Raw genomic sequence first — 18,205 nt, 5'->3', positions numbered from 1 at the left:
GCCCCTCCGAATCGCGTCAGGCGTCCAGGCCGCGAAGCACCAGCGGCAGCCGGGTCACGGCGCCGTCGACCACCCGGACCGGTACGCCCCAGTCCTGCCGGGTCAGGTGGCACGCCGCGTGCTCGACGTCCGCGTCACAGGTCGCCGCCTGCGCTGTCACCTGGAGCACCCCCGCGGTGACCTCGCCGTTGAGCACCAGCCGGCGGGACAGCTCGGTGCCCGTGCCGGCACCGTCCACCAGCAGTTCCGGCGGGGACGCGGAGACCACCAGCCGGGTCGACGGCCCGTACGTCTCGTCCAGCTTCTGCCCCGGCGCCGGGGTGAAGACGATGTCCAGGGTGACCTCGCCGGCGGCGACGTCGGTCGGCTTGCGCTCGGTGCGGTGCCGTGGCCCGTCCACAGTGCTGGCACCCGCCGCCGACAGGGCACCGGGGGCGAGCCGGGTCAACCGGTGTGCGGCGGACTCCACCACCAGCACCTCACCGGACGGGGTGAGCACCAGGTCGCTCGGCTCCGCCAACCCGTCGGCGACGGTGGAGACCTGGTTGCTGGCCGGGTCGAAGCGGCGCACCGCACCGTTGTACGTGTCCGCGATCAGCACCGAGCCGTCCGGCAGCGCGCACACGCCCAGCGGGTGCTGGAGCAGCGCCGACTCCGCCGGGCCGTCCACGTGCCCGAAGTCGAACAGGCCCTGCCCGACGGCGGTGCCCAGCACACCGTTCTCGACGTACCGGATCGAGCTGGTCTCGCTGTCGGCCACCCAGAGCCGGGTGCCGTCGGCGGAGGTGGACAGCCCCGACGGCTGGGCCATCCACGCCTCGGCCAGCGGGCCGTCGCGCAACGCCTCCACTGTGGTGCCGGCGTACATGCCGGCGGTCCGCTTGATCGGGTCGAACCACCAGAGCTGGTGGATGCCGGCCATCGCGATGATCAGCTTGTCGTCGTACCAGGCCAGGTCCCACGGCGACGAGAGGTCGACGGCGAACGCGTCGTGGGCGTGGTCGTCGACCTCAGCGCGCCACTGCCGCCCACTGCCGGCAACGGTGACCACCTCGCCGGACTCCAGCCGAACGCCGCGCAGCAGGTGGTTGACGGTGTCGGCCACCACCAGGTCGTAGCCGGCCACCTCGGCGACGTGCGTGGGCAGCACGCACACGCCCTGCGGCTCGGAGAACGTCGCCGCTGCGGCCGGACCGTCCGCCCGGCCGCGCTCGCCCGAGCCGATCCGACGCACCGGCGTCTCGCCGTCCGGGTCGACCTCGACCAGGGAGTGTCGGGCCGAGTCCGAGACCAGCAGGTTGCCGTTGGGCAGCACCGCCGCCTTACCCGGGAAGCGCAGCGCCGTCTCCGGTGCCGGCGGCGGGACGTACGGGCCGTTGCCCCGGTGCAGGGTGCCCTTGGCCTCGTGGGTGGTGATCAACTCGTCGATCAGTCGGGCCAGCCCCTCGGCGTGCCCCTCGCCGGCCATGGTGGCCACCACGTAACCCTCGGGGTCGATCACCGACAGGGTCGGCCAGGCCCGGGCCGCGTACTGCTGCCACATGTCCATCTCGGGATCGTCGAGTACGGGGTGGTGCACCCCGTACCGCTCCACGGCGGCGGCGAGTGCGTCGGCGTCCTTCTCGTGCTCGAACTTCGGCGAGTGCACGCCGATGACGACGAGCACGTCGCCGTACTTCTCCTCCAGCGGGCGCAGCTCATCGAGCACGTGCAGGCAGTTGATACAGCAGAACGTCCAAAAATCCGCGATTACGATCTTGCCGCGAAGGTCGGCGAGCTTGAGGTCGCGTCCACCGGTGTTCAGCCAGCCCCGACCGCGCAGTTCGGGAGCCCGTACTCGTGCGCTCATGCACCCATCGTGCCTGACCACCGGCCCGCGCCCGGCCGGAGGGGGCGAGATTCGGTACCACCTGCGGGTACGACGACGGCGGGGCCACGGTTGCCCGTGACCCCGCCGTCGGTGCGGCTACTTCGCGGCCGGCTTCAGGCAGAGCACCCGGTTGGCACCCTCACCCGGCAACACCACGTGGGGCTGCGTCGTGTCGGTGCACTTCTCCTTGGCGTCCACCTTCGAGACGATCGTGAACGCGCCCGCCTCGCCGCAGTCCGCCGCCGACGCGCCGGCCTGCCCGGACTGCTTCACGCAGGTGCCGACCGCCGGGTCGAAGGCCGGCGTGTCGTTCCCGCCGACCTTGCCGAGCAGAAGCAGCAGGCCGAGCGGCACCGCCAGGATGAGCATCGCGGCGATCAGCACCGCGGCCAGCACCCGGCCGTTGCGTACCTTCGGCGTCGGTGGCTCCACCTTCGGCTCGTCGACGGCGTCCGGCTTGAACGCGTCGAACCGGCCCTGGTCCGACTGGCCGGCCTCCTGGCCCCAGGACGACGCGGGCTGCGGCGGTGGCGGGAACGACGGCGGGAAACCGCCGCCGGGCACCGGTTCGGTCGCCGGCCCGCCGTAGCCCGGCGCGCCGGATCCCGGGCCGCCGAAGTTCGGCGCACCGAAGGTCGCCGTTCCGTTCGCGGTGCCGGCGGCAGACGCCCCGGGGCCGCCGAACTGGTCCGCCGACGGCTCGGCACCGGAGTGCGGGCGGGTGCCGTTCACCGGCCTGTTGTTGCCCGGGGCGTCGACGAAGGACGGCACACCGGGCGGGAACGCCGGCGGCGCCTCGTTGAACGCGTTCGGTGCGGGCTGCCGGTCGTCGAAGCGCGGATCGGCCGAGGGCTCGCCGCCCCAGCCGGGCCCAGCCTGACGCTGCGCGTCGTTCTGCCAGTCGGGTGCGGGCTGCTGCCGCTGCGCGTCGTTCTGCCAGTCGGGAGCGATCTGCCGCTGCTCCTCGTGCTGCCAGTCGGGCGTGGCCTGTCGTGGCGCGTCGTTCTGCCACTCCGGAGCACCCTGCCGGTCGGTGCCCGGGTCGCCCTGGAACGCCTCCGGCTCCGGCTCGGCCTCCGGCTCCGGTCGTGCCGGACGGCCGTACACCCTGGGTTGCGGGTTGGCCGTGCCGGTCGGTCGGATGGCCTGGTCGGTCGGGGGCATCACCCGGCTCGCCAACGGCACGGAGGCGCTCGCCGTGGCCCGGGCCGCCGCGCCGGCTGCCGACTCGGCGTCCGACACCGGTACGACCGCGCGGCCCGCTCCGGACTCGGGCGAGGTGCGTGGGGCGGGTACCACCGCGCCGCTCGCGGAGACGTCCTCGGGGCGGCCACCGTACTGCGCGGCGGCGTCCGGGGTCTCCCGCTCGGCGTAGGCGGGCTGCTCGGGGATCGGAGCGAACTGGGCCTGGGGCGTGTAGTCGGACGGCGGGACGGCAGCCAGGCTGGCACCCGGGACGCGCTGCTCCTGCGGGGGCAGCGGCACCGCGTTCGCCGGCGAGATGCCCGGCGCGGGCCCGGGCTGGTAGGCCGGTGCCTCGTCGCCGCGGTCAGCCTCCCAGCCTCCACGGGACTGGGCGGAAGCTTCGGCCTCCGCGCGACCCCACACCTCACCGGGGGCCCACGGCTCGGCCTCCGGCACGCCGCCGGAGTTGCCCTGGGCGGCGTTGTCCGGGCCGGCGGCCCAGTTGGGCGCGCCGCCGCTGGTGGGCACGCTGGCGCTGGCACGGGCGGGGAGGTTGCTCGGCTCCGCCGGGGTCCACCCTGCCTGCTCCGGCCGCTCGGTCGGCTGCTCCGGTTGGGGGAGCACCCAGTCGGGCTGCTGTGGACGGCCCTCGGCCTCGGCCCAGGCGGCCGGCTGCGCGGGCTGGTCCTGCCGCGCGTCGTTGCCGTCGTTCCACGATGCGGGCTGCGCCTGCTGCTGCTGCGCGGCCCACCCGCCGGAGTTGGCCGGATCGTCCTGCGCGGGCCAGTTCGTCGTCGGGGCCGGGACCTGGGCGGCGCCACGGGCCGGGCTCGGCTGGGCGGCCTGACCCCAGCCGGGGGCGGGCTGCTCGGTCGCTTCGGCGGGCTGGCCCCAGGCCGGTGGCGACTGCTCCGCCGGCGTCCACACCGGCTGGTCGTCGCGGGCGGCGCCGGCGGCGGGCCAGCCGCCGTTGCCGGTGGCCTGCTCCTGCTGGGCGCCGCCGGACCAGCCGGCGGCCTGCGGTGCGGCGTCGGACTGCGGAGACTCGGTCGCCCGCCAGTCGGCTGCGGGCGGGTTGGCCTGCGCCGCGCCGCCCCAGCCGCTGGCCGGGTCCTCCTGGGCGGGCCAGGCGGCGGTGGCCGGGGGAACCTGCGCGGCGCCCCGTGCGGCTGGCTGGGCCTGCACCCAGTCCGGCTGCTCAGCGGGGGGGTTCGGGGTCCAGGTCGGTGCGGGTGCGCTCTGCTCGGCGGGCGTCCAGCCCTGCTGCTGCGCGGCCCAGGGTTCGGGCTGCGCCGGGGTCGGCGCGCCGTCGTTGCCGGACCATGCGCCGGGCTGCTGCTGCGGCGGCTCGCTCGCGCCACCACCGGCGGCCCAGGCGGGCTGCGCCGGGTCGTTGGGCTGCGCGGCGGCGGCACCCCAGGCGGGGGCCGGCGGCTGCTCGGGCTGGGTCGCCCAGGCCGGCGCCGACGGGTTCGGTCGCGTCGGGGGCGGGGGTGCCCAGCCCAGGTCGGGGCCGGCGGCGTTCTGGCCGTTGTCCGGCTGCGCCGGGCGGTCGCCGTACGGCGCCGGTCCGCCGGCGCCCGGTGACACCTCGTCCGGCTCCTGGCCGGGTCGGTGCGGGCCCTCGGACGTCATGGGTGCGCCTCCTCCATCACATGTCGGCTCGCCGGTGCCGATCGGTCTCCTCGGCGTGGCTGCCGGCGTCACCGGCGTACCGCTGTGCCGGCTCCCCGCACGGTATCGGGTGGTGGCACGAACCGTCCAAGGAGCACTGCTCGTCACTCACCGTGGCCGGTTGATGTCGAGCAGTTCCTGTCGGCTCGGCCTCTGCCGGGTCGGCGGGCGACGACCGAAGCCCACCGTACCGGGCGCTGCGGCAGGGCGGAATCCCGGTGGTGGTGGTTGGGAAACGCCGATGGCCCACCCGGTGAGCCGGGTGGGCCATCGATCTGGAGGAGGTGAGGAATGTGGTGGAGCGTCAGCTCATGTGACGCTGGGCGATGACGAGGATTTCCTCGCGAACCGCCGGCGAGTTCGCCGAGCGCAGCGCGTGCTCGATGGCACGGGCGCGGCGGGTCGCGTCGCGGTGGTTGCGGATTCGCTCGATCATGCTGCTCATTGGTGGGTCCCCCTAGCTATTCGGTTGTCAGCCCCTGATGCCTCTATTCAACAGCAGGAGCCGGCGAAATTCCATCGATTATTAGGTGAGCTGAGACACCTGCCTAACAATCAAAGGTCAACAGGCCGCTTGGCCGACGGTTCCTTCGTTCAACGGACACGGCCGGTGTGCCGGGCGTTAACCCGTGGCACACCGGCCGTGGCTGGCGTTCTGAAACGATCAGGTCCAGGCGAGCAGCGCCGCCTCCGGATCCGTGAGGAAGTCGCCGACGTCCCGCAGGAACTTCGAGCCCAGCTCACCGTCGATGATCCGGTGGTCGAAGCTCAGCGCCAGCGTGGTGACCTGGCGAACCTTGACCTTGCCCTTGTGCACCCAGGGCATCTCCCGCACCGCGCCGAAGGCCAGGATCGCGGACTCACCCGGCGGCAGGATCGGTGTGCCGGTGTCCACCCCGAACACGCCGACGTTGGTGATGGTCAGGGTGCCGCCGGACATGGCCGCGGGCGAGGTGCGGCCGGACTTCGCCGTCTGCACCAGGTCGGTCAGCGCGTCCGCCAACTCCCGCAGCGAGAGTCGGCCGGCGTCCTTGACGTTGGGCACGATCAGACCGCGCTCGGTGGCCGCCGCGATGCCGAGGTTGACGTACTCCTTGACCACGATCTCGTCGCCCGCCCAGGTCGAGTTGACCATCGGGTGCCGTTGCACCGCCAGCAGCACCGCCTTCGCCACCAGCAGCAGCGGCGAGACCCGTACGTCGCGCCACTCCCGCCGGCCGCGCAGCCGGTCCAGTGCCTTCATCGCCCGGGTCACGTCGACGGTCAGGAACTCCGTCACGTGCGGGGCGGTGAACGCCGAGCGGGACATGTTCTCGGCGGTCAGCTTGCGGACGCCCTTGACCGGGATGCGCTGCTCCCGGTCCGCGCCGAAGCTGGGCGCTGCCGTCGCCGCGATCGGCTCGGCAACCACGACGCTCGCGCCGCTCGCCGCCTGCTGTACGTCCTCCCGGGTGATCGAGCCGAGCGGCCCCGACCCGGTCAACGTGGCGAGGTCGACCCCGAGATCCTTGGCGAGCTTGCGCACCGGCGGCTTGGCCAGTACGGCTCCCCCGCTCGCCCCGCCGCGTCGATCATGGACTTGTGGTGCCGGAATCGTGGGAGTCGGGGTCGGTTTGTCACCCACCACAACTCCATGATCGACCCCAGAAGGGGCGGCGCCCTTGCGGGGGCGGCGCTTCGCGGCGGTGGTACGCGGCCCGTAACCGACGAGCACCGCCGTCCGCCCGCCCGGGGCGGCACCGCCGATCAGACCGGGTTCGATCATGCCCTCGGCCGGTGCCACCTCCACCGCCGCCAGCGAGGCCGCCGACGGGGTGGGCAGGTCACCGCTGGGCGTGGCAGTGGTCGACAGCGCCTCCAGCGGCCCGGCACCCGGGTCGGTGTCGATCGCGATGATCGGCGTACCGACCTCGACCGTGGTGCCCTCCGGGTGGTGGATCGCCTGGACCTGGCCGGCCCACTTCGCCGGGATCTCCACGGCCGCCTTCGCCGTCTCCACCTCGACGATCGGCTGGTTCAGCTCGATGGTGTCGCCGACCTTGACCAGCCAGGCCAGGATCTCGCCCTCGGTCAGCCCCTCGCCCAGGTCGGGCAGGTTGAACGTCTTGATCCGGGACATGTCGCTCACCAGCCGAAGGTGCGGTCGACGGCGTCGAGCACACGATCGAGGTCGGGCAGGTACTCCTCCTCCACCCGGGCGGCCGGGTAGGGGGTGTCGAAGCCGGTCACCCGCAGCACGGGCGACTCCAGGGAGTAGAAGCACTCCTCGGTGATCCGGGCGGCCAACTCGGCGCCGAGGCCGATGTTGGACGGCGCCTCGTGCACCACGACCACACGGCCGGTGCGCTTCACCGACTCGTACGCCGCGGTCAGATCCAGCGGCGAGAGCGAGCGCAGGTCGATGACCTCCAGCTCCCGGCCGTCCTCGGCGGCGGCGGTCGCCGCCTCCAGGCAGGTCCGCACCATCGGACCGTAAGCCAGCACGGTGACGTCGGTGCCGGGCCGCACGACCCGGGCCGAGTGCAGGGGGTACGCGTCGGACAGCGGCGCGTCCAGGTCGACCTGGCCCTTCTCCCAGTAGCGCCGCTTGGGCTCCAGGAAGACGATCGGGTCGTCCGAGGCGATTGCCTGCTGGATCATCACGTACGCGTCCTGCGGGTTGGAGCAGGTCACCACCTTCAGGCCGGCGGTGTGCGCGAAGTACGCCTCGGGCGACTCGGAGTGGTGCTCGACCGCGCCGATGCCGCCGCCGAACGGTATCCGGATCACCATGGGGATGCTGAGCTTGCCGCCCGAGCGGTAGTGCATCTTCGCCACCTGCGACACGATCTGGTCGTACGCGGGGTAGACGAAGCCGTCGAACTGGATCTCGCAGACCGGCCGGTAGCCGCGGATGGCCAGACCGACAGCGGTGCCGATGATGCCGGACTCGGCCAACGGGGTGTCGATCACCCGCTGGTCGCCGAAGTCCTTCTGCAGACCGTCGGTGATCCGGAAGACGCCGCCGAGCTTGCCGACGTCCTCGCCCATGATGATGACCTTGGGGTCGTTCTCCAGGGCGCGGCGCAGACCGGTGTTGAGGGCCTTTCCGATGGTGAGCGTCTCCGTGGCCATCAGTGGGCGCTCCCCTCGAACGACTCCATGTAGCGGCTGAACTTCGCGCGCTGCTCGTCGAGCAGCGGAGACCCGTTGGGGTAGACGTTGTCGAACATCGTCACCGGTTCCGGGTTCGGCATCTCGAGCACCCGCTCACGCAGGTGCACCGACTCGCGGCGGGCCTGCTCGTCGACCTCGGCGAAGAAGCCCGCGTCGGCGATCTGCTGCTTTTCCAGGAAGGCCTTGACCCGGGCGATCGGGTCCTTGGCCTGCCACGCCTCGACCTCGCTGGCGATCCGGTAGCGGGTCGGGTCGTCGGAGGTGGTGTGCGCGCCCATCCGGTAGGTGTACGCCTCGATCAGGCTCGGGCCCTGCCCGAGGCGGGCGTTGTCCAGCGCGGTGCGGGTGACCGCGTACGTGGCGAGCACGTCGTTGCCGTCCACCCGTACGCCGGGGAAGCCGAAGCCGGCGGCCCGCTGGTAGAGGGGGACGCGGGTCTGCCGCTCCAGCGGCTCGGAGATCGCGTACTGGTTGTTCTGGCAGAAGAAGACCAGCGGCGCGTTGAACACGCTGGCCCAGACGAATGCCTCGTTCACGTCGCCCTGGCTGGTGGCGCCGTCACCGAAGTAGGCGATCGCCGCCTCGCCGTCGTCGGTGCCGGTCTTGCCGTCGATGGTGATGCCCATCGCGTAGCCGGTCGCGTGCAGGGTCTGCGCCCCGATGACGATCGTGTACATGTTGAACTTGAACTCGTTCGGGTCCCAGCCGCCCTGGTCGACGCCGCGGAACAGGCCGAGCGGCATGATCGGGTCGATGCCCCGGCAATAGAGGACGCCGTGCTCCCGGTAGGTCGGGAAGGCCATGTCCTGGGTACGCAGCGCCCGCCCGGAGCCGACCTGGGCGGCTTCCTGGCCGAGCAGGCTTGCCCACAGGCCCAGCTCGCCCTGACGCTGGAGAGCGGTCGCCTCGGCGTCCAGCTTCCGGACCAGCACCAGGTCGCGGTAGAGACCGCGGTATTCCTCGTCGGTGAAGTCGACGCGGTACTCGGTGCCGTCCGGCCCGATGGCGCTGTCGATCCGCTCGCCTTCGGGGGTGAGTAGCTGCACCAGCGCGGGGTCGCCGGCCGCGCCCTTCCTGGAGCGGGGTGCAGCCCGCCTGCTGCGGGTGGTGCCCCCGGGGTCGCCCTTTGCCATCGGTGTCTCCCTGTCGTGTCTGCGTCGGCACCGGGGGGTCACCCGGCCGCGCAACTCGTGCGCCTGCCCGGCTGCTGCCGGGCCGGTTCCTGGCGGCCGCGCCTAGCCCCGGTGGGGGTTGCCGCACGGCGTGATCCGGGGTCTGGCCGAACCCGGATCGGGAGCGCCGGCGCTCAACCGCGCCTGCCGCGAGGGTGCGCGGAGGTCACGGCTGCGTTGCCGTCGTGCTCCATATTCGCAGAGCAGGTGAGCGCGCCCACAGTACGCCTGCCTCCGCAATCCGACTGCCCATGCTTTGACGCCGTTTGTCGCCATCATGCCGGCCGGCGTTTTCCATGCGTTGCGGCACGATTCGTCACCGTTCGGGCAGCACTGCGTGTCGACACGCGGTGGAGGTTGGCTGACTCAGGGTGACTGCGCCAGGCTGGTTCCCGCAGGATCGCGCCTATCGGGCTATTTGTCGGGTTTTACCCTACGGCGGCGTCCATTCATGTCCTCCCACGGCCGACGACTAGGGGTGTGCGGTGTACGAGCCAGGTGACGGTCCCGGCACACCAGCGCTCGGTCGGCACCGGTCGGCTGGCGGCTATCGCCGGGTGGTCGGTGTCCACCGGGCCCCCGGCGCCGGTGGCGCCTCCCGCGGTTACCTGCTCACCGTCGCGCTGCTGGCCGGCACGGCGTCGATGCCCATCCTCGCCGCGATCAGCGCGGGCTCGGCCACCCCGGGCAGCAGCGCCCTACCGGACAGCAGCATCCCGTTCATGCCGACCCCGTCCGTCGGGCCGGTGGTGATCCCCATGCCGATGACCAGCCAACCGGCGCTTCCCCCGCTCGGCACACCCAGCGTCGGCCCGACCAGCGGCTGGCTGCCGGCCGCGCCGTCGCACGCGCGGGGAGGGCCCGCCGCTGCCGATCCCGGGCCCGCCCGGTGGACGAGCGCCCCGCCGGTTGCACCGAGACCCACGCGCAGCAGCTCGCCGCCGGTACCCCCGCCCGTCGCTCCGCCACCGCCGACCAACCCGGACCCGACCGATCCGCCGGACCCGACCGATCCGCCGGACCCGACCGATCCGCCGGACCCGACCGACTCGCCGGACCCGACCGACTCGCCGGGCCCGGAACCGACCGACCCGGAGCCCACCGACTCGGCGGACCCGGACCCGACCGACTCGGCGGACCCTTCCAGTTCGGCCGATCCTGATCCGACCCCGACCCTGACGGTGGACCCGACGCCCACGCCGACCGACGACGCGACAGCGACCGCCGTGCCGACCAGCACCCGGTCCGTCCCGGCCCCCACACCCACGCCGCCCGCGGTCCCGTCCCGCCGACCCGGCCCGGTGATCCCGTCGCCGTCGGCCGTCGCCCCGACGCCCAGCGTCAGCCCGGCGCCACTGGCCGGACCGACACACCCTGCGGTCTCGCCGACGGTACGGTGACGATCAGGCGCGACCCGTCCGGCGACGGCGGCGCTCGGCGGTAGGCGCGTACCGGAGGGGGTGGCGTGGGCGGCGGTGCGGAACCCCGCCCGGTCACCACCCGGCCCGGCCCGGGGCTGCGGATCGCCCGGCTGGTCACCGAGGTGACCGCCCCGGCGGTACTCGTGTCGCTGCTGATCATCACGGTGAGCTGGCGCAGCGCCAGCCGCCCCGGTCAGGGCCTCGTCTGGGGTCTGCTCGCCACTCTCTTCGTCACCGGCATTCCGTTCGCCTACATCGTCGGCGGGGTACGCCGGGGCCGGCTCACCGACCACCACGTCGGCCGCCGGGAGCAGCGCCGGGCCCCGCTGCTGGTCGGCCTCGGTTCGGTCGCGGCAGGGCTCGCCCTGCTCGCCGTGCTCGGTGCGCCCCGCCCGGTGCTGGCACTGGCGGTGTCCGGCCTCGTCGGCCTCGTCGTCGCCGTATCGGTCAGCCACTGGTGGAAGATGTCGATCCACTCGGCGGTGGCCGCCGGCACGCTGGTCATCCTGATGCTCACCTTCGGGACCCGGCTGGTCGTCGCCGCACCGCTGCTGGCGGTGGTCGGCTGGTCCCGGGTACGGCTGAAAGACCACACCCTGGCACAGGTGCTGGCCGGAGGTGCGCTCGGCGCCCTGATCGCCGCGGTGATCTTCGGTTCGATGCGCTAGCCCGACCCGAAACCTGCGGCGCAGCCCGGGCCCCGGATCCGCTGCGCTGGCTCGACCCACGGCGGGCTGCGCTGGCCGGGCCCCGGAGGGCGATGCCGGCCGGGCCGAGGGCGGGCGGCGCGTAGCCGCCCACCCTCAGACGCCGTCAGGCGCCGTCGTCGGCGAGGCGGTGGCGGTTCGCCTCGATCCACGCGTCCAGCGCGGCCGGGTCGTCCGGGTCCACCCCGTCGGCCATCAGCTGCGCCACCGCGGCGGTGGCCGCGCTGCGCCGCTCACCGGTCGAGTAGAGGCGGGCGAACTCCGGCACCATCTCCTCGATCGCCTCGTCGGTGCGCGTCGTCGCCGCCTCGGGCAGCCCGCGCTGGCGCGACGCGTACCGCGCCCAGGCCCGCAGCACCCGGGGAAGCATCGCCGCGTCGTCCATGTCCAGCACGGCCCGGCGGTGCACCCAGTCCAGCAGGAAGAGCCCGGACACCGCCGGACTCCAGCGCATCGGATCGGCGTCCGGGAAGCTCGCCGAGTGGTCCAGCAGCAGGCTCAGGCAGAAGTGCAGCGAGGCCAACTCCGGCCCGTCGACGGCGTCCAGCCCGAAGCGGGCGGCCTCCGGCGCGGCGAGGAACCGCCGGACCAGGTCGGTGCGCTCGGCTGCGGAGAGCGGCTCGACCTCCGCCGGACCGGTCGGGTCGGCCGCGGTGGGCAGCATCGCCAACCGGGCCCCGACCAACGCCCGGTCGGTGGCGAGCGACCCTTCGCCGGGCAACTCGCCCAGGTCGTCGGTGACCGCCAGATGGCGAGCCACCTCGCCCCGGAACCGGGCTGGATCTTCGGTACGGAACCAGGTCAGCTCGTCGTCGGCGCACATCTGCCGGACCTGGTCCAGGATCCGTTCGGCCGGACCGCCCACGAAGATGTCCTTGGTGATCCCGATGTTGTGGTCCACCAGGGCCACCAGCGCGTGCTCCGAGCCGCCGGACTCGTCGTCGTAGGCGAAGGTCGCGAGGTAGGAGGTCTGGTCGCCGTACACGTCGCCGTACGCCCAGGTGCCGGTGAGGTGCACCCGGCCGAGCTGGGCCGTCCAGGTGGGCGCCTGGCTGCCCGGGCGCACCCGGTCGGCGCCCTCGGCGGTCGGAACGAGGGTGGCGAAGACCTGCCGGATGGTGGTCGCCGCCGCGACCCTGCGGCGGGCGGTGGCGGCGAGAAAGCCGGTGACGAACTCCCGTACGGCGGCGTCGCGGTCGGTCTCCGCGATGGCGTAGACACTGCCCAGCAGGGCGCTGCCGAGCATCTCGGCGTCGAGGGCGGACTCCAGCTTGGTCACGTCGCGTGCGGCGTGCAGCACCGCGTCGTAGGGGGTCTGAGGCGTGGCCATGCTCCGACCCTACGCCGCCCGGGGCATACGCAGAGCGGTAGCGAGCCGTGCGGAGCGTCAGCGGCGTGCGGCGTCCCGCAGCGCGTCGCGTGCCTGGGCGTACGAGCCGAGCACGGTCCGTACCGGTGTCAGTACGTACTCGTCGCCCACCTGGGCGACCCGCGCCGTCAGCCGCTGGTCGGCGCGGGCGCGGGCGCGCCGGGCGGCCAGGCGCACCACCGGCCGGGTCAGCGCCGCCACCAGCAGCCCGGCCAGCAGGCCGCCGAGCAGCAGGACGGTCGGCAGCGGCACCTGGCCGATCATCGGGTTGTCCAGCGCGGGCAGGCCGAGTGCCCGCAGCGCGTAGCCGAGCACCAACCAGCCCAGCCCGACCACGGCGGCGAGGGTGACCAACCACTGCACACCGCCGACGAGCCGCCACCACAGCGGGCGACGGTCGAGGCCGAGGTCGGTGCCGGCGATCGTGCGATCCAGTGCGTCCGGCAGGTCGCCGAGGCGGGACCGGGCGGCGGTGGTCACCGCGCCGGGCCAGGCCGCTGGCAGGCCGGCGGCGGCCCGGTCGGCCACCGCGCGGATGGCGAGACCGAGCGCCGAGCGCTGGGCGGCCGTCGGGTCCGGTACCGAGGTGGCCGCCACCAGGCTCTCCGCCGGGTCGGCCTGGTCACCGCTCGGGCCCGGCAGGTGCAGCCGACGCAGCGGGTCGGGCCGCAACCGCCGCCAGCCCCGGACCACGGGCCAGCCGGTGGCCGCGCCGGCCCGGTGCCGGTACGCCCGCTCCACGGCCTCGGTCACCGCCGGCACCCCGGCGGCCCCGGCCAGAGCACGGTTCAGCCCGTTGACGGAGGTGTCGTCCGGCCCGCCCGCCGGCCGGGCCGAACCGACCAGCTCGTCCAGGCCGGCGACGACCGTGTCGACGTCACCCGCGAGCCGGCGCAACGCGGCCTGCCGCTCGGCGACCGTGCGCTCCAGCGCGTTGCGCAGTCCGACCATTCCGGCCGGATCGATGGCGGTGGTGGCAAGCAGGGGCACCCCGGTCAGCCCGTCCGTGTCGAGCAGTCGACGCAGGTCGTCCAGGACCCGGGGCACCTCGGCCGGGGGCAGCCGGTCGGCCTGGTTGAGCACGACCAGGGTGACGTCCCGGTGCCGGTGGAACTCGCGCAGGTAGCTGTCGTGGATGACCCGGTCGGCGTACTTCTGTGGGTCGACGACCCAGACTACCTGGTCGACAAGGCCGAGGAGTCGGTCCACCTCGAGCCGGTGCGATCGCTGCACCGAATCGAAGTCGGGCAGGTCGAGCAGGATCAGCCCGTGCAGGGCCGTCTCGTCGTCCGCGTCCAGGGCGCTCTCCCGGACGAAGCGGTGTCGGGGCAGTACGCCGATCCAGTCGAGCAGATGGTTGGCGCCCTCCAGCGGCCCCCACACGCAGGCGTGGGTGACGCCGGTGGTCGGCCGGCGCACCCCGACCGGCGAGAGTTCCAGTTGGGCCAACGCGTTGAAGAGGCTGGACTTGCCGCTGCCCGTGGCGCCGGCCAGAGCGACCACAGTGTGGTCCCGGGACAGCGCGAGCCGGGTGCCGGCCCGCTCGACAAGGGTGTGCGCGGGCACCAGGTCGGCGTCCGGCAGCAGACCGTCCACGGCGGTCAGGAACCGGCGTACCGCGTCCAGGCGGGCGATCAGCGCGTCGGCGTCGACCCGCTGGTCCCCGCGGAACACCTCGCGTACCCGGCCGGCGATGTTGCTCACCGGGAGCCCTCCTCGTCGGCGGCGGACAGGCCGCTGCGGTGCCGGGCCAGCTCGACCCGGCCGGCGGCCCGGCGCAGCCCGTCGCCGGCGTCCGCGGCGGGGCGGGCGTCGGCGGTGCGGCTCAGGAAACGGTCGGCCTCCTCGTCGAGCAGCGTCCGCACCCGGCCCAGCAGGTCGGTGCGGGCCTTTGCGGCGAGGGTACGCACCGCCTGGTCGCCGAAGATCGCCTGGAGGACGGCCTGCGCGGCGACAGTGGTGCCGGCACCGGTGGCCAGTTCCAGCCCGGTCGGGATGAACGCAGTGGAGGCGAAGACGGCGATCATCACGGCCAGCCCGGTGGCATTCACCGCGTACGCGGCGGTGCGGGCCACGAATCGCTTGTCACCGCCCTCGACCCGGACCAGTTCCAGCACTCCGCGCTGCCAGTCCCGGACCATGCGCTCGGCGCGTTCGGGTAGGTCGTCGCTCGGGTGGGCGAGCGCCGGGTCGAGCAGCCCGGCGCCGGCCGGGTGTGCCTTCCACCCGGTGTACGCGGACTCGGCGGCTTCCGAGGCCACCCCGCGCAGCAGCGTCACCAGTTGGGACTCGATGGCGTTGCGCAGCTCGACGGCGGGCGCCGGCCGACCGGTGACGGCGGCCACGACCCGGTCCCGGAGGCGGCCGATCCGTGCCTCCAGCGTGCGGAACAGCTCGCCGGTGCCGACGAACTCCTGCCAGCGGGCGAGCACCTCACCCCGGAGCAGCCGGCCGTCCTGGAGCCCCTGCTCGACGGTGCGCTCGGCACCCCGGTACGCGGCCCGGACCCGTTCGTCCAGCCCGTCGGCGGCGGCGAGCTGCTCGTCGGCGGCGTCGGCCAGATCCTCCACGGCGGGGTGGAGTGCGGCCAGCGCCCCGTCGAGGGTCTGGCGGACCACCGCCGCCCGCGCGTCCACGTCGGCGGCCAACCGGGCGAACCAGTCGGCAAGGGGGGCGGTGACCCCCTCGGGCAGCAGCCCCTGACCGTCGACCCAGGTTTCGGGCAGCACGAACAGCGGCGCCCGGCCGAGATCCTGCTCGGCGAGCATCTCGGTCAGGTGCGCGGCGATCTCGTCGGTGGCCTCGGCGGGCACCCGGTCCAGCACCATGGCGATCACGGCGCCGCGCGCCCGGGCGCTGCGCAGCAGCTCCCAGGGCACCGCGTCCGCGTACCGGGCGGCGGTGGTGACGAAGAGCCACAGGTCGGCGGCGGCCAGCAGTTGGGTGGCGAGTGCCCGGTTGGCGTCGACGACCGAGTCGATGTCGGGCGCGTCGAGGAAGGCCAGCCCGGCGGGCAGGGCCGGGGCGGTGACGAGGTGCAGGGCGCGCGGATCGTCGCTCGGCTCGGTGGTGCGGGTCAGACCGGGCAGGAGCTCTCCCTGCCGAAACCAGGCCGCGTCGGACGGGTTGCAGACCAGCACCGGGGAGCGGGTGGTCGGCCGGAGCACGCCGGCGGCGCTGACCCGGGCCTTGACCAGGCTGTTGACCAGGGTCGACTTACCCGCGCCGGTGGAGCCGCCGACCACCACGAGCAGTGGGGCGTCCAGCCGGGCGAGCCGGGGCAGCAGGTAGTCGTCGAGTTGGTCGGTGAGTGCGGTGGCGGTGTGCCGGGCGGGGCCGGCGGTGGGCAGCGCGAGGGGATAGCGGGTCGCGCCGATCGCCTCCCGGAGGCCCGACAGTGCGCCGGGGAGGCTGTCGTCCCCGGTGGTGGCGGGGGGCTCCTCCGCGGCGGCCGGCGGGTCGGTGCGGGCTGCGACGGCGGGCGCACCGGAAAGGGTGGCGGGATCGCCGTGCGTCGTCACCGCTAAAGCGTGCCCGACCGATGCAAGGGAAGACAACCGGACGGTAATAACGGCTGGGTTGCGTCGGGTTGACTCAAGTCACCTTGACGATTGGCCAACGCGTGGCACTATTGAGTCAAGTTCACTCAACTTGTGGTGGGGCCCGCTGCGGGCGGTGCTCGCCAGCAGCCCACGGGCGATGCCCGTCACCTGCACAACCTTACGAAGCGAGGAAGCGAAGATGGCACGTGCGGTCGGTATCGACCTCGGCACGACGAACTCCTGCGTCAGCGTTCTCGAGGGCGGTGAGCCCACCGTCATCGCCAACGCTGAGGGTTCGCGGACGACTCCTTCGATCGTCGCGTTCGCCCGTAACGGCGAGGTGCTCGTCGGTGAGGTCGCCAAGCGCCAAGCGGTGACCAACCCGGACCGGACGATCCGGTCGGTCAAGCGCGAGGTCGGCACGAACTGGTCCGTCGACATCGACGGCAAGAAGTACACCCCGCAGGAGATCTCGGCCCGGACGCTGATGAAGCTCAAGCGGGACGCCGAGGCGTACCTGGGCGAGCAGATCACCGACGCGGTGATCACCGTTCCGGCCTACTTCAACGACAGCCAGCGCCAGGCGACGAAGGAGGCCGGTGAGATCGCCGGCTTCAACGTGCTGCGGATCGTCAACGAGCCGACGGCCGCCGCCCTGGCGTACGGGCTGGACAAGGGCTCCAAGGAGCAGACCGTCCTGGTCTTCGACCTCGGTGGCGGCACCTTCGACGTGTCGCTGCTGGAGCTGGCCGAGGGCGTCGTCGAGGTCAAGTCGACGAGCGGTGACAACCAGCTCGGTGGCGACGACTGGGACCAGCGGATCATCGACCACCTGGTCAAGACGTTCCGTGGTGAGCACGGCATCGACCTCTCGCAGGACAAGATGGCCCTCCAGCGGCTCCGCGAGGCGGCCGAGAAGGCCAAGATCGAGCTGTCCGCCGCCACCACCACCAACATCAACCTGCCGTACATCACCGCCGGCGCGGCCGGCCCGCTGCACCTCGACGTGACGCTGAGCCGTGCCGAGTTCCAGCGGATGACGCAGGACCTGCTGGACCGCTGCAAGGGCCCGTTCGAGCAGGCCGTGAAGGACGCCGGGATCAAGATCTCCGACGTCGAGCACGTCATCCTGGTCGGTGGTTCGACCCGGATGCCCGCTGTGACCGACCTGGTCAAGCAGCTCACCGGCCGTGACCCCAACAAGGGCGTCAACCCGGACGAGGTGGTCGCCGTGGGGGCCGCCCTCCAGGCCGGCGTGCTCAAGGGTGAGGTCAAGGACGTCCTGCTGCTCGACGTGACCCCGCTGAGCCTGGGCATCGAGACCAAGGGCGGCATCTTCACCAAGCTGATCGAGCGCAACACCACCATCCCGACCAAGCGTTCCGAGGTCTTCACCACGGCCGACGACAACCAGCCGTCGGTGCTGATCCAGGTGTTCCAGGGTGAGCGGGAGATCGCGGCGTACAACAAGAAGCTCGGCACCTTCGAGCTGACCGGCCTTCCGCCGGCGCCGCGCGGCGTGCCGCAGATCGAGGTCGCGTTCGACATCGACGCCAACGGCATCGTCAACGTGCACGCCAAGGACCTGGGCACCGGCAAGGAACAGAAGATGACGATCACCGGCGGCTCCTCGCTGCCGAAGGACGACATCGAGCGGATGCGCCGGGACGCCGAGGAGCACGCGGAGGAGGACAAGCGTCGCCGCGACGACGCCGAGACCCGCAACGTGGCCGAGGCGCTCCAGTGGCAGACCGAGAAGTTCCTCGCCGAGAGCGGCGACAAGCTGCCCGCTGAGAACCGCGAGCAGCTCAACGAGGCGCTCGGCGAGCTGCGTGGCGCCCTCGGCGGTCAGGACATCGAGAAGATCAAGTCGGCGCACGAGAAGCTGGCTCAGGTCTCCCAGCAAGCCGGTTCGCTGCTCTACTCGGCTCAGGCCGAGCAGGGTCAGCAGCCGGGTGGCGAGCCTGGCCCGGGCGCGACCGGCGCGACGGGTGCGACCGGCCCGCAGGCCGGCGGTGCCGACGACGTGGTCGACGCGGAAATCGTGGACGAGGACGGCAAGAAGTGACCGTCGGCCTCCGACACGTTTCCACCGCGAAGGGGATGAGG

The 18,205-nt window shown here is 73.1% G+C and carries 12 protein-coding genes; 3 read left to right on the top strand and 9 right to left on the bottom strand.

Annotation, left to right across the window (positions count from 1 at the left end):
- Positions 1–16: 16 nt before the first annotated feature.
- The 6 genes from ACGF3C_RS04015 to pdhA all read right to left on the bottom strand — a co-directional run bounded on the left by ACGF3C_RS04015 (position 17) and on the right by pdhA (position 9,018).
- Positions 17–1,849 (bottom strand): NHL domain-containing thioredoxin family protein, encoded by a 1,833-nt coding sequence (locus tag ACGF3C_RS04015; protein WP_393218537.1) that lies wholly within the window; start codon positions 1,847–1,849, stop codon positions 17–19.
- A gap of 117 nt (positions 1,850–1,966) precedes the next feature.
- Positions 1,967–4,690 (bottom strand): hypothetical protein, encoded by a 2,724-nt coding sequence (locus tag ACGF3C_RS04010; protein ID WP_393218534.1) that lies wholly within the window; start codon positions 4,688–4,690, stop codon positions 1,967–1,969.
- 343 nt (positions 4,691–5,033) lie between these two features.
- Positions 5,034–5,174 (bottom strand): hypothetical protein, encoded by a 141-nt coding sequence (locus ACGF3C_RS04005; protein WP_355004647.1) that lies wholly within the window; start codon positions 5,172–5,174, stop codon positions 5,034–5,036.
- Positions 5,175–5,393: 219 nt separating this feature from the next.
- Positions 5,394–6,848 (bottom strand): dihydrolipoamide acetyltransferase family protein, encoded by a 1,455-nt coding sequence (locus tag ACGF3C_RS04000; RefSeq protein WP_393219077.1) that lies wholly within the window; start codon positions 6,846–6,848, stop codon positions 5,394–5,396.
- Between the two features lie 5 nt (positions 6,849–6,853).
- Positions 6,854–7,843 (bottom strand): alpha-ketoacid dehydrogenase subunit beta, encoded by a 990-nt coding sequence (locus ACGF3C_RS03995; protein ID WP_355004649.1) that lies wholly within the window; start codon positions 7,841–7,843, stop codon positions 6,854–6,856.
- Positions 7,843–9,018: a pyruvate dehydrogenase (acetyl-transferring) E1 component subunit alpha gene (gene pdhA / locus ACGF3C_RS03990; RefSeq protein ID WP_355004650.1), complete on the bottom strand. Its 1,176-nt coding sequence runs from the start codon at positions 9,016–9,018 to the stop codon at positions 7,843–7,845. The genes ACGF3C_RS03995 and pdhA overlap by 1 nt, the downstream gene beginning before the upstream one ends.
- Before the next feature lie 524 nt (positions 9,019–9,542).
- Here pdhA and ACGF3C_RS03985 point away from each other — a divergent pair.
- Both ACGF3C_RS03985 and ACGF3C_RS03980 read left to right on the top strand, forming a co-directional pair.
- Positions 9,543–10,457, top strand: coding sequence for a hypothetical protein (locus ACGF3C_RS03985; protein WP_393218529.1), 915 nt, complete (start codon positions 9,543–9,545; stop codon positions 10,455–10,457).
- Positions 10,458–10,522: 65 nt separating this feature from the next.
- Complete coding sequence (locus ACGF3C_RS03980) at positions 10,523–11,146, top strand: phosphatase PAP2 family protein (protein WP_357227090.1); 624 nt, start codon at positions 10,523–10,525, stop codon at positions 11,144–11,146.
- A gap of 145 nt (positions 11,147–11,291) precedes the next feature.
- Here ACGF3C_RS03980 and ACGF3C_RS03975 read toward each other — a convergent pair whose 3' ends face one another.
- The 3 genes from ACGF3C_RS03975 to ACGF3C_RS03965 are packed head-to-tail and all read right to left on the bottom strand — an operon-like array spanning position 11,292 to position 16,075.
- Positions 11,292–12,515 carry a hypothetical protein gene (locus ACGF3C_RS03975; protein ID WP_357204877.1) on the bottom strand — a complete coding sequence of 408 codons (1,224 nt, stop codon included), beginning with the start codon at positions 12,513–12,515 and terminating at the stop codon, positions 11,292–11,294.
- A 57-nt stretch (positions 12,516–12,572) separates the two neighbouring features.
- Positions 12,573–14,258: a GTPase gene (locus ACGF3C_RS03970; RefSeq protein ID WP_393218524.1), complete on the bottom strand. Its 1,686-nt coding sequence runs from the start codon at positions 14,256–14,258 to the stop codon at positions 12,573–12,575.
- Positions 14,255–16,075: an ABC transporter gene (locus ACGF3C_RS03965; RefSeq protein WP_357227085.1), complete on the bottom strand. Its 1,821-nt coding sequence runs from the start codon at positions 16,073–16,075 to the stop codon at positions 14,255–14,257. Before ACGF3C_RS03965 ends, ACGF3C_RS03970 begins: the two co-directional genes overlap by 4 nt.
- Before the next feature lie 220 nt (positions 16,076–16,295).
- Here ACGF3C_RS03965 and dnaK point away from each other — a divergent pair, with 220 nt between their 5' ends.
- Positions 16,296–18,164, top strand: coding sequence for a molecular chaperone DnaK (dnaK, locus tag ACGF3C_RS03960; protein ID WP_393218519.1), 1,869 nt, complete (start codon positions 16,296–16,298; stop codon positions 18,162–18,164).
- The last annotated feature ends 41 nt before the right edge of the window (positions 18,165–18,205 follow it).

The sequence above is a fragment of the Micromonospora sp. NPDC047762 genome (genome assembly GCF_043204655.1).
Lineage (GTDB): Bacteria > Actinomycetota > Actinomycetes > Mycobacteriales > Micromonosporaceae > Micromonospora.
Note: the sequence above shows the minus strand (reverse complement) of the source record. Positions and strands in the feature narration are given on the sequence as shown.

Coding starts and splice junctions, on each gene's coding strand:
- ACGF3C_RS04015 (WP_393218537.1), bottom strand. CDS start 1,849: ATGAGCGCACGAGTACGGGCTCCCGAACTGCGCGGTCGGGGCTGGCTG.
- ACGF3C_RS04010 (WP_393218534.1), bottom strand. CDS start 4,690: ATGACGTCCGAGGGCCCGCACCGACCCGGCCAGGAGCCGGACGAGGTG.
- ACGF3C_RS04005 (WP_355004647.1), bottom strand. CDS start 5,174: ATGAGCAGCATGATCGAGCGAATCCGCAACCACCGCGACGCGACCCGC.
- ACGF3C_RS04000 (WP_393219077.1), bottom strand. CDS start 6,848: ATGTCCCGGATCAAGACGTTCAACCTGCCCGACCTGGGCGAGGGGCTG.
- ACGF3C_RS03995 (WP_355004649.1), bottom strand. CDS start 7,843: ATGGCCACGGAGACGCTCACCATCGGAAAGGCCCTCAACACCGGTCTG.
- pdhA (WP_355004650.1), bottom strand. CDS start 9,018: ATGGCAAAGGGCGACCCCGGGGGCACCACCCGCAGCAGGCGGGCTGCA.
- ACGF3C_RS03975 (WP_357204877.1), bottom strand. CDS start 12,515: ATGGCCACGCCTCAGACCCCCTACGACGCGGTGCTGCACGCCGCACGC.
- dnaK (WP_393218519.1), top strand. CDS start 16,296: ATGGCACGTGCGGTCGGTATCGACCTCGGCACGACGAACTCCTGCGTC.